The 11,700-nt window shown below is 56.3% G+C and carries 9 protein-coding genes and 4 tRNA genes; 4 read left to right on the top strand and 9 right to left on the bottom strand.

The features are described from left to right. The first annotated feature begins 15 nt into the window (after window positions 1-15). Genes hemC through hemY form a run of 4 tightly spaced genes read left to right on the top strand, consistent with a single transcriptional unit; the run spans window position 16 to window position 4,039 of the window. Window positions 16-957: a hydroxymethylbilane synthase gene (hemC, locus tag ACTJJ1_RS23230; RefSeq protein ID WP_073439733.1), complete on the top strand. Its 942-nt coding sequence runs from the start codon at window positions 16-18 to the stop codon at window positions 955-957. Then, window positions 954-1,694 (top strand): uroporphyrinogen-III synthase, encoded by a 741-nt coding sequence (gene hemD / locus ACTJJ1_RS23225; RefSeq protein ID WP_004950904.1) that lies wholly within the window; start codon window positions 954-956, stop codon window positions 1,692-1,694. The genes hemC and hemD overlap by 4 nt, the downstream gene beginning before the upstream one ends. A gap of 23 nt (window positions 1,695-1,717) precedes the next feature. Further along, window positions 1,718-2,842 carry a uroporphyrinogen-III C-methyltransferase gene (hemX, locus tag ACTJJ1_RS23220; RefSeq protein WP_440835524.1) on the top strand — a complete coding sequence of 375 codons (1,125 nt, stop codon included), beginning with the start codon at window positions 1,718-1,720 and terminating at the stop codon, window positions 2,840-2,842. 3 nt (window positions 2,843-2,845) lie between these two features. Beyond that, complete coding sequence (gene hemY / locus ACTJJ1_RS23215) at window positions 2,846-4,039, top strand: protoheme IX biogenesis protein HemY (protein ID WP_004950900.1); 1,194 nt, start codon at window positions 2,846-2,848, stop codon at window positions 4,037-4,039. 797 nt (window positions 4,040-4,836) lie between these two features. Here the strand turns inward: hemY and ACTJJ1_RS23210 are convergent. The 9 genes from ACTJJ1_RS23210 to wzxE form a co-directional block, all read right to left on the bottom strand. Next, a tRNA-Pro gene (locus tag ACTJJ1_RS23210) sits at window positions 4,837-4,913 on the bottom strand. 75 nt (window positions 4,914-4,988) lie between these two features. Then, a tRNA-Leu gene (locus ACTJJ1_RS23205) sits at window positions 4,989-5,075 on the bottom strand. Between the two features lie 43 nt (window positions 5,076-5,118). Further along, window positions 5,119-5,194, bottom strand: a tRNA-His gene (locus tag ACTJJ1_RS23200). Window positions 5,195-5,253: 59 nt separating this feature from the next. Further along, a tRNA-Arg gene (locus ACTJJ1_RS23195) sits at window positions 5,254-5,330 on the bottom strand. A gap of 135 nt (window positions 5,331-5,465) precedes the next feature. Continuing rightward, complete coding sequence (thrP, locus tag ACTJJ1_RS23190) at window positions 5,466-6,869, bottom strand: bifunctional threonine/serine APC transporter ThrP (RefSeq protein ID WP_004950898.1); 1,404 nt, start codon at window positions 6,867-6,869, stop codon at window positions 5,466-5,468. 369 nt (window positions 6,870-7,238) lie between these two features. Continuing rightward, the gene (wecG, locus tag ACTJJ1_RS23185) at window positions 7,239-7,979 is read right to left on the bottom strand and encodes a lipopolysaccharide N-acetylmannosaminouronosyltransferase (RefSeq protein WP_004950896.1); all 741 of its coding nucleotides are present in this window, start codon (window positions 7,977-7,979) and stop codon (window positions 7,239-7,241) included. A gap of 14 nt (window positions 7,980-7,993) precedes the next feature. After that, window positions 7,994-9,370 carry an ECA oligosaccharide polymerase gene (gene wzyE, locus ACTJJ1_RS23180; RefSeq protein ID WP_004950893.1) on the bottom strand — a complete coding sequence of 459 codons (1,377 nt, stop codon included), beginning with the start codon at window positions 9,368-9,370 and terminating at the stop codon, window positions 7,994-7,996. Continuing rightward, window positions 9,367-10,452 carry a TDP-N-acetylfucosamine:lipid II N-acetylfucosaminyltransferase gene (locus ACTJJ1_RS23175; protein ID WP_440835521.1) on the bottom strand — a complete coding sequence of 362 codons (1,086 nt, stop codon included), beginning with the start codon at window positions 10,450-10,452 and terminating at the stop codon, window positions 9,367-9,369. Before ACTJJ1_RS23175 ends, wzyE begins: the two co-directional genes overlap by 4 nt. Next, window positions 10,449-11,699, bottom strand: coding sequence for a lipid III flippase WzxE (gene wzxE / locus ACTJJ1_RS23170; RefSeq protein WP_004950887.1), 1,251 nt, complete (start codon window positions 11,697-11,699; stop codon window positions 10,449-10,451). The genes ACTJJ1_RS23175 and wzxE overlap by 4 nt, the downstream gene beginning before the upstream one ends. Window position 11,700: the final 1 nt, after the last annotated feature.

The raw sequence follows: 11,700 nt of genomic DNA, 5'->3' as shown, positions 1-11,700 counted from the left end.
AAAACGGTAACAAGCATGTTAGACAAAATTATTCGAATTGCCACCCGACAAAGCCCGCTGGCACTCTGGCAAGCACATTATGTGCAACAGCGCCTGATGGCCAGCCACCCCGGCCTGCAGGTTGAACTGGTGCCAATGGTCACAAAGGGCGACATTATTCTGGATACGCCGCTGGCGAAAGTAGGCGGTAAGGGCCTGTTTGTTAAAGAACTTGAGTTGGCGTTGCTGGAAGGCCGCGCCGATATCGCCGTCCATTCGATGAAAGACGTCCCGATAGATTTCCCCGCCGGCCTGGGCCTGGTGACCATTTGCGAGCGTGACGATCCGCGCGACGCCTTTGTTTCCAATCGTTTCGCCTCGTTCGATCAGTTGCCGCAGGGCAGCGTGGTTGGCACCTCAAGCCTGCGCCGTCAGAGCCAGTTGCGCGAACGCCGGCCGGATTTGATCGTGCGCGATTTGCGCGGCAACGTCGGTACCCGCCTGGCCAAGCTGGATAACGGTGATTACGACGCCATTATTCTGGCGGTCGCCGGGTTGAAACGTCTGGGGCTGGAGCAACGTATCCGCAGCCCATTGAGCCCCGAAGAGTGCCTGCCGGCCGTCGGTCAGGGCGCGGTGGGCATCGAATGCCGCCTCGACGATGACGCCACCCGTACGCTGCTCGCACCGCTCAATCACGCCGCAACCGATATCCGCGTGCGCGCTGAACGGGCGATGAATACGCGGTTGGAAGGCGGCTGTCAGGTGCCGATCGGCAGCTATGCCGAACTGGAAGGCGACAGCCTGTGGCTGAGAGCCTTGGTCGGCTCACCGGACGGCAGCCAGATGGTGCGCGGCGAACGTCGCGGCCCGGCGGCCCTGGCCGAACAAATGGGCGTTGAGCTGGCGGAAGAACTGCTGGCGCGTGGCGCACGTGAAATCCTGCATGACGTTTATCAGGGAAATCCCCCGGCATGACGATTCTGGTAACCCGCCCTTCTCCTTTTGGAGAACAACTGGTGAGCCGCCTGCGCGCACTCGGCCGGGTTGCCTATCATGCCCCGTTGATCGATTTCGCCCCTGGCCGCGATCTGCCCAAACTGCCGCAGGCGTTGCAGCAACTCAATGATGGCGATCTGGTGTTTGTCGTGTCGCAGCATTCGGTGAACTACGCCAATTCGGTCATTGGCCGCGCCGGGCTGACATGGCCGGCGCGCCTGACCTATTATGCCATTGGCCGCGCAACCGGGCTGGCGATGCACCGCATCAGCAGCCTGCCGGTGGAGTACCCGCGCGAGCAGCAGATCAGCGAAACGCTGTTGCTGCTGCCGGCGTTGCAGAAGCTGGACGGCAAGCAGGCGCTTATCCTGCGCGGCAACGGCGGTCGCGAGTTGCTCGGCGACCGATTGAGCGAGCGTGGCGCCAACGTCAGCTATTATGAATGTTATCAACGCAGCCCGGTGCACTATGATGGCAGTGAGCAAAGCGCCCACTGGCAGCGCGCCGGTGTTGATACGCTGGTCGTCACCAGCGGTGAAATGTTACAACAGCTCTATACTTTAGTTCCTGACTACTATCGTTCTTCGTGGCTGTTGCGTTGCCGCCTGGTAGTAGTGAGTGAACGCCTGGCTACCCTCGCCCAGGAATTGGGCTGGAGCATGATTCGGGTAGCTGATAACGCCGATAATGACGCGCTGATCCGCGCGCTACAATAAACCTGACTATGGGATGTACCACTATGACGGAACAAAATACCCCATCCGCCCCGGTTGAAGAATCCACCCCAGCGGTTGAGACCTCCCAGCAGCCAGACGCTGACCGTCGCAAAGGGAAAAATACCGGTCCAGTGCTCGGCGCGATCGCTATCGTGCTGGTTATCGCACTGGGCGCGGGCGGCTACTACCACACACATCAGCAGGCGCAACGGCTCATCGCCGCCAACCAGGCTCTGCAGCAACAGCTTGACGGGCTGAAACAGAGCCAGCAGCAGGAAAGAAGCGCGCTGGAAGGCCTGTTGCAACAGCAGGGCAAAACGCTGGACGCCGCCGACCGCGAGCAAGCCACTCTGGCGCGGCAACTTAACGAGCTGCAGGAAAAGGTCGCGACCATCTCCGGCAGCGATGCCAAAACCTGGCTACTGGCGCAGGCCGATTTCCTGGTGAAAATGGCCGGGCGCAAGCTGTGGAGCGATCAGGACGTGACCAGTGCGGCGACGCTGTTGAAAAGCGCCGATGCCAGCCTGGCGGACATGAACGACCCCAGCCTGCTAGAGATTCGTCGCGCCATCACCGAAGATATCAGCACGCTGTCCACCCTGACCCAAGTCGATTTCGACGGCATCATTCTCAAGACCAATCAGCTGTCTAACCAGGTCGACAACCTGCGTCTGGCGGATAACGACAGCGATGAAGCGCCAATGGATCAGGACAGCAGCGAGCTTTCCAGTTCAATTGGCGAATGGCGGCAGAACCTGGCCAAAAGCTGGCACAACTTTATGGCCGACTTTATTACCGTCCGCCGCCGCGATGCCAGCGCCGAACCGCTACTGGCGCCGAATCAGGACATCTATCTGCGCGAAAATATCCGTTCGCGCCTGCTGGTGGCTGCGCAAGCTATCCCGCGCCATCAGAATGAGACGTACAAACAGTCGCTGGAAACCATCTCCACCTGGGTACGCGCCTATTTCGACACCACCGACCCCGCCACCAAAGCTTTTCTGGAAGAGTTGGATAACCTGAGCCAGCAGTCGATCTCCATGGACGTGCCGGATCACTTGAAAAGCCAGCCATTGCTGGAAAAACTGATGCAGACCCGGGTGCGCAATCTGCTGACCCAGTCCCCTGCCGCTCACCAGGAGGGATAAGCCATGTTACGCGTGCTATTTCTGTTCCTGGTACTGATCGCAAGCGTGGTGGTCGGGCCGATGCTGGCCGGCCATCAGGGCTATGTGCTGATCCAGACCGATAACTACAATGTCGAAACCAGCGTCACCGGCCTGGTGATCATGGCAGTTCTGCTCTTTGTCGTGCTGCTGGCGATCGAATGGATCCTGCGCCGCATCTTCCGTACCGGTGCCCGTACCCGCGGCTGGTTCCTTGGCCGCAAACGCAGCCGGGCGCGCAAACAAACCAAAGCCGCGCTGATCAAACTGGCTGAAGGGGATTACAAGCAGGTCGAAAAACTGCTGACGCGCAATGCCGACCATGCCGAACAGCCGGTAGTGAACTATCTGCTGGCTGCCGAAGCCGCACAGCAGCGCGGTGATGATTTCCGCACCAATCAGTATCTGGAGCGCGCCGCCGAGGCCGCCGATACCGATCAGTTACCGGTAGATATCACGCGCGTGCGCATTCAACTGGCGCAGGGGGAAAACCATGCGGCACGTCACGGCGTCGATCGTCTGCTGAACCAAGCGCCGCGTCATCCGGAGGTCTTGCGTCTGGCAGAGCAGGCTTATCTGCGCACCGGCGCCTTTGCCTCACTGCTGGAAATTCTACCGTCGATGGGCAAAATCAATTTGCACACCGAAGCTGAGCTGCAAGCGCTGCAACAGCAGGCTTACATCGGCCTGATGAATCAGGCGATGGCGGACGAAGGCAGCGATGGCCTGAAGCGCTGGTGGAAAGATCAGAGCCGTAAAACCCGTCATGAAGTCCCGCTGCAAATCGCGATGGTGGAACACCTGATCGAATGCAATGACCACGAAATGGCGCAGGAAATCGTGCTCGACAGCCTGAAGCGCCAATATGACGAACGTCTGGTGCTGCTGATCCCGCGCCTGAAGTCCGGCAACCCGGAACAGTTGGAAAAAGCGCTGCGTCAGCAGGTCAAACAGCATGGCGCTACACCCTTGCTGAACAGTACGCTAGGTCAGTTGTTGATGAAACACGGTGAATGGCAACAGGCCGCCGACGCATTCCGGGAAGCGCTGAAACAGCGTCCGGATGCCTACGACTACGCTTGGCTGGCTGATGTGCTGGATAAGCTGCACCGTTCGGACGAGGCCGCTCAAATGCGACGTGAAGGGCTGATGCTGACGTTGAAGCATAACGGCGAGTAACGCCGGCAATGCATTGTCCTCAAGGCGCGCCCCCTGGTCGCGCCTTTTTTATCCGCTTTATTCTCTGACCAGAGCATACAAACGCAAGCCAACACAGATACGGCTTCGAGTCTGAAGGAGATAGGCAAAAAAAAACACTTGCCGCGGTGGCAAGTGTATAAAAAGCAATCAGGTCTAGGACAACAGGGGCGGTGCCTCACTCAACGTTATGCCCGGAGTGTGATGTCAGCAGTTGCAAGCAACGCTGTCATCGTTCTGGTGGACAATAGGCACCCTAAATCGGCTCTGCATCATTCCCAGGGTTTATGAAGCCTAAGGCGAACATAAGAGGTGGAATGAGCATCTACGTAATAGATATTGCACAAGGCGTGCCAACTTCTGGCAGATGCTTGCCGGACTTTGCATAAAAACAACTATTCTATTGAATTACAAAACATTTAATTATTTTCACACCGATAACGCGGTTCGCACTCCTGCGCCATTCTCTTGGCCTGTCGCAGTAAACTATGTCACCTTAGAACGACGACTTAAGCCAAAGTAATTTTTACCAAACAAAATCATCATGTTATATGTCTCAACCTGACGACAATGCATGATGCCCATGTCGCTGAAACCCAACGATGAGCCAAAACCCGCAGACAGGAAGGACAAAGACAAAGACAAAGACAAAGACAAAGACAAAGACAAAGACAAAGACAAAGACAAAGACAAAGACAAAGACAAAGACAAAGAAAATAAAAAGTGCGAATTACAGAAAGCGAAAAGCCCGTTCATTGCTGAACGGGCTTTTCTGAAAGTGGTCGGCGAGAGAGGATTCGAACCTCCGACCCACTGGTCCCAAACCAGTTGCGCTACCAAGCTGCGCTACTCGCCGATTTCTTGTTGCACATACTACTGAATTTTATCGCTTATGTCTATGTAAATATTAAAATTTATCAGACATTTTGTGTGGTGCGAAGAGAGGGACTTGAACCCTCACGTCCGTAAGAACACTAACACCTGAAGCTAGCGCGTCTACCAATTCCGCCACCTTCGCACAGTCACAAAACAGCTTACAATTCTTCACTTCTCTTAGGAAGTGGGGTGGCTAATGGGACTCGAACCCACGACAACTGGAATCACAATCCAGGGCTCTACCAACTGAGCTATAGCCACCATTACTTCTTAACTTCACGCGGTAATACTACCACCGCAGCTCTTGCACACAAACTTAATGGTGCGCCCGACAGGATTCGAACCTGAGACCTCTGCCTCCGGAGGGCAGCGCTCTATCCAGCTGAGCTACGGGCGCATAGCGCCGTTGCGGGAGGGGATACTACGGATTTAACCCAATCCTGTCTAGTGCTTTTTCGCAGAAATGTTGCGTTTGATTACGCTTTGCTCACTCCCGCGCAGGAAAGCGCTATCCGTAGCCCCTTTTTACCGGTTATTGCTGCATTTCTGCCCGCTTTTCAGCCGGATGATGTTTCTTGTGCATGCCGAAAGCAAAGTAACACAGGCTAACACCCGCTAAGAAAATCGCCCCGACCAACAAAGAAATTCGCGTATCCGGGTTAATTCCCATGCCAATCAGCACGCAGACCAGAAAAGCGATGGTCAGATAGTTCACATACGGGAACATCACTGACTTGAAACTGTGGGTTTTGATCGCTTCTTTATGAGCGCGACGGAAATACAGCTGGCTGATCAGCACCACAAACCACGGCACCATGCCAGGCAGCACGCTGGCGCTGTAGACGTAAACAAACACCTGCTGCGGATTCGGAATGAGGTAGTTCAACCCGGAGCCGACCAGCAGGCAGACGATGGTCACGGCAATGCAGTTCACCGGCACGCCGCTGGCGGACAGCTTGGTCAACGAAGCGGGCAGTTGGCGGTTCTTGGCCAGGGCATACAACATGCGGCCACCGCTGTACATGCCGCTGTTGCAGCCGGACAGCGCCGCAGTCAACACCACGAAGTTAATGATACCGGCGGCGGCGACGATGCCGATCTTGGCGAAGGTCAGCACAAACGGGCTGCCGGTAGTGCCGATACCGTTCCATGGGAAGATAGTGACGATGACAAAGATGGCGCCGACATAGAAGATCAGGATGCGCCACAGGATATTGTTAATCGCGCGTTTCAGCGTAACCTGCGGGTTCTTGGCTTCACCGGCGGTAATACCGACCAGCTCAACCCCCTGATAGGACGCCACGACAATACACAGCGCGAACAGGAAGCCCTTCCAGCCGCCGGCAAAGAAGCCGCCGTGCTGCGTAAGATTGGCAAAGCCGATCGGCTCACCGCCGTTGCCAAAGCCAAAGAAGATCACTCCCAGTCCCACCAGAATCATCACAATGATGGTGGTCACCTTAATCATGGCAAACCAGAACTCCAGCTCGCCGTAAAGGCGCACCGCCGCCAGGTTGGCCAGCGCCACCATCGCCACGGCGATCAGCGCCGGTACCCACTGCGGAATTTCCGGGAACCAGAACTGCACATAGACCCCAATGGCAGTGATTTCGGAGATGCCAACGGCAATCCACATAAACCAATAGCCCCAGGCGGTGAGGTAACCGAAATACGGCCCCATATATTTATGCGCATAAACGGCAAAAGAGCCCGCTACCGGCTCCAGAAACAGCATTTCGCCCATCGAGCGCATAATAAAGAACACGAACAGCCCGGCGATGATATAGGCCAACAAGACCGATGGCCCCGCCCATTTCAACGTGCTGGCCGACCCCATAAACAGACCGACGCCAATGGTGCCGCCCAGAGCAATCAGCTCAATATGCCGGGCTTCGAGCCCCCGGTGCAGTCCTTGCGGTTTTTCAATGTGTGCCATAAATCCTCAATGATGTTTTTTTGATTGTGTTTGCATGCCGGCCGCTGCCGGTCGTTATTGTTTTTGATGAAAATAGAGTAAATCATCCCCCGCCGCTTTGGCTGACATCGATATGTGATCGGGGCGATCTTACGGCGAGAAAAACGTCGTTCAGCACTACCGCACCGGGCGCCGGCAACTGGGGATAATTTCCGGACGGTATCGTTTCGCATTTTGCTGCTATAAGCAAACCGCAACTTAAAACTTTATGGAATAAATGAGGGTGGGCTTAGGGTCTGAGGTTATAGAGGTGCTGGCTAATACGTCATAAAGCAGGTTATTTGAACAAACGAATACGTCAGGGCAGCACGAAACACCCCGACGTAGTTATCACATCTTACCGCGATAGTAGTAACTCACGAACTTCAGCAGTTTCAACTGACGGCCAATCCGGCTGGGTTGACTGAGCAGCCGGTAGAGCCACTCCAGACCCAGATTCTGCCAAATCCTTGGCGCGCGCTTCACGTGACCGGTGAACACGTCGTAGGTCCCGCCTACGCCCATATACAATGCCTGCGGATGCACCTTGCGGCAGTCGCGCATCAGGATTTCCTGTTTCGGCGATCCCATGGCAACCGTCACTATAGCGGCGCCGCTGACGCGGATGCGTTCAAACAGCGCATCGCGCTGTTCAGGCTTGAAGTAACCATCCTGGCTGCCGACCAGGTTCACATTCCACTGGCTGCGCAGCTTCTGCTCGGTTTCCGCCAATACCGAAGGTTTGCCGCCAATCAGGAACACCGGCGTCCCCTCACGACCGGCACGCTGCATCAGCGCTTCCCACAGATCGGCTCCCGCTACGCGCGACACCTCGGCCCCCGGATATTTGCGGCGGATTGATCGCACCATGCTGATACCGTCGGCATATTTGTATTCCGCTTCGTCCAGCAACGCATGCAACGCCGCATCGTCCTCCGCCTTCAGTATCTTTTCTGCGTTCATCGCCACCAGCGTGCCCTGCTTTACCTGGCCGCCGTCAAACAGAAAATCCATGCATTGCGCCATATCGCGAAATCCCCAAAGGCTGAAACCGCGCAGCTCGTATTTGGGAACCCTAATCGTTGCTTCCATCGTTATTCTTATCCTTACAGAAGACCGTCGGCGCGTGGGGAGGATACCGGCGATGCCAGCCTGCGTGAACGCAGCACCCGAGCCTTAATCAAACCGGCAGTGTCAAACAGCCAGTACAGCAATTTCGCCATCAACAGACAGGCGCCAAAAATAAGGCAGAAGAACACCACCCGCGAGACAAACGAATCCACGCCTTCCCTCGCCAAGACGATAATGTTGAACACCGCACCAAAGCAGAAACTCTGCAATATGGCCGCCTTGTAGCGGTTAGGCTCGCTTTTGCCCATTTCGTACAGCCAGTCGAACCATTTGATGATCATGCCAACCAGCACGGCACCGACAGGGATGAACAACGCACCGCCCATCACCACCAGCGACCCGATCAGCGTCGGTGAGATCGCCAGGCCGGAATGGTTATCCAGCACTTCCCAGGTGAAGTAGTTGGCGGTATTCAGCACCGTATCCGGACGGCCCGGCCACAGCCAAGCAGGAATGAACACGTAGAAATCACGCACTATCGGCGCCAATCCCTGGAAGTCGATTTTGTCGTAGTTTTGCAGCAACAGCGCCAGGTTTTCCCATGGCGAGAAGGTATCTCGCGTCAGGTAAAGGAAGGTGTAGAACGCTTCAGAGCCGCTGACGTCGAGGCTATAACGTTTTAACGCCAGCCAGAACATGCCGACAATGCCGAACACGCCGGCAGCCACCAGCATCCACAGCGAGATCCAGCCGCGGACAATGCCGATAAACAGAAACAGCGAGAAAGCGATGATGATATTGGCGCGGGTGCCGCCGACAATCACGTAGGTCAGGATGCCGAAGGCCACCGTAGCCGCCAGGAAGAAGAACCAGGCGCGCAGATCCTGTTTCAGGAAATACACCACCAGCATTGCCGGAATAAAGAAATAGAAGAACCGCTTGAGCGCTACGCCAGACACATCACTGGAGAAAATCTGGCTATAAGAGTTGAGCTTAAACAGCAGGAAACCGTTTTGCATGAAGAAAATGCCCACGGTACCGATCGCCACCAGCGCCAGCAATATCCAGGTCAGATTGGTTTCCACCCGGTTCATGGTAAAGACCGGCTTACGCGGCCGTACGCTGGGCTTACGCAGCCGGGTCTTGTAGCTGACGTAATAAATCGCGTAAAACGCGGTAGCGGAGAGAATGGCGTACAGCAAGAACTCGACCGGCACCACCTCGACGTCGAACTGAAACACCAGCAGACACGTCAGCGGAAAGCCGAAGTAAAACGTCAGCAAGTACAACAGGGAAAAGAAAACGTTGAAGTTAAAGCGGATACGCCGAAACTCCTGATAAGTCAGCGTAAGAATAAACAGCACGCTGACCAGATAGACGACAAACAATCCGCCAAATTGCGCCAACGTCATGAGCCTTCCCCCGCAGCCAGCGCCAATGCCTGTTGCCAGCCATCGACGTAGTTTGGATTAAAGAAAGCGATCGCCTGTTTATCTACCGACGCCAGTTGGCGCTGCGCCTCGCGCACCACCGCTTCATCCAGTGAATCGCCGTAGAACAGCACCGGCAGATGCTGCTCCGCCAAATCCTGCCAGAACGGGTTCTGCCGGCTGAGCACGAACGGCACACCGAACTGAATCAGCAAACACAGGGTGCCGATACCCTGCTGACGGTTAAAAATAAAATAACCGAGATCGCATTCGCGCAGGATGTTCAGGTAATCGTCGAATGCCACCTGCTGCGTCAGCAACTGCAGGTTCTTGTCGCTGAACCATTGCAGCCCGGCGGTACGCACCTGGTCGATATAGGCGTCGTTGTTGGCCGGATAACCCATCGGCAGGATCACGCGCACGTCCGCGCCGAACTGCTGGTGGATCGCTTTTAGCGCTTCAACATGACGGTTGGTGCGATCGCCGGAATTCCCTACCAGAATGGTCATGGGCCCGGCCAGGTTCTTCTCCACGCTGATGCCGGTCAGGGCCGGGTCCATTCGCGTTGGAAAATACAGCAGGGAGGCCGGCACGCGCGCATGGCGCTGCTGGTAATGGATCACGTCGCCGCGGGTCGCAAATACACGCCCCACCCGCCCTTGCGCGATGCGGCGCAGTACATAGAACAGGCGGAATTTCCAACTGCTGGCGTCCTCGTACAGATCCGCGCCCCAGATATGCCAGCTCACCTGGCGAGCTTTGATTTTACCGCTCAGCAACGCCAGCCACAGCGTAGGATTAAACTGGCCATGCAGGAAGAAACGCTGATTACGATCGGCCTGAGCGCGGGCAATCACCGCCGCCGCCAGGCTTTTTTTATCCGGGAAAGCCTCGATGCTCAACTCGGGAAAATCGCCCAGCGCCGCTACGTCTCTGGCTGCCACCATAAAATGGCGCGTCTGTTCGGACGGCAGGCGCTTCGCCAACACGTCGTTGAAGAAACGCAGCACCGTCTGATTGTGATGCGGGATATCAGAACCCAATACGTGAATCAGTATGGTCATACTCGTCTACGATAAAGAAGAAATACGCAGCTACAGAGCGCGAAATACACAATGTAGGTTGCCATGTAAGCCTGCGCCGCACCCAATGCGCCGTGCAGCGGTATCAACCAGTGCGAAAACAGCGTCAGCAACAGAAATTGGCTGACTTCCGTCAGAATGTAAAAACGCAGCGACGCCTTGGCGATAACCAGGTAGCCAAAGACATAGGCGCCCACCTTCAGTACATCGCCCACCAGTTGCCAGGCGAACAGATCGCGCATGGCGACGAACTTGTCCGTGAACAGCAACCAGATGGCGAAGTCGCGCAGTAGCCAGACGGTGAAACTTGCCGCCGCCACGGCGGGCAGCACAAACTTCAGCGAACGTACGATCTCCTGCGAGATGGCGCTTTTTTCCTTCAGCCGCGACAGTGTTGGCAGCAGGTAGACGGTAAACGAAGCGGTGATAAACTGCAGATAAGCGTCGGAAATGCTGCTGACACCCTGCCAAATCCCCACCTCGTCCCAACTGTAATGGCTGGCCAGCAGGTTACGCATCATCACATAGGCCACCGGCAGCGTCACGGAGGTGATCAACGCCATGATGGTGAACTTGCCTAGATGACTGGCCAGCGCCTTGTCCCAGGCCAGCGCCAGATAGCTCAGCGGCAAGGTTTTGCGCCGCCACAACATGAAGCCGGCGGGCAATACCGCCAATGCCGGCACCAGCGCCAATCCTGCCAGAGCGCCTTCATAGCCGCCCAGCGTAAAGCACAGGTAGTACGCCACCACGCCAATCAGGCTGCCGCCAATCACCGCCAACGCGTTGCCCATCGCATCGCGGTAGCCTTTCAGCACCGCCATAAACAGGTTGGCGTAGGCGATACCCATCTGAATAAAGGCCACCGCACGCACCACGTTCACATACTCGGCATGACCGAACAGCGCGATGCTGATGGGAACGGCTGCGAATAAAAACACCAGCGCCAACAGCGTGGAGAAGCCCAGCACGATAGTCGACGCCGTGCCGACGGCCAGGCGCAACCGCTGCGGATCCTGATGGTATTCGGCAACGTATTTCGTGATGCCGTTAAAAATCCCGGCACCGGACAGCACGCCCAGCACGGTGATCAGTTGGCGGAAGTTACCCGCCTGCCCAACGCCGCTGGGGCCAAACGCCACCGCCAGCAGTTTCACCACCAATAACCCCACGCCAATTTTGATCAGCGTGGAGCCGGCGGTCCAAATCGATGCTTTTGCCAACGACATA

Origin of the sequence: Serratia sp. 22264, assembly GCF_052045345.1 — a bacterium.
Lineage (GTDB): Bacteria > Pseudomonadota > Gammaproteobacteria > Enterobacterales > Enterobacteriaceae > Serratia > Serratia plymuthica.
This window is presented reverse-complemented; position numbering and strand designations above follow the sequence as displayed.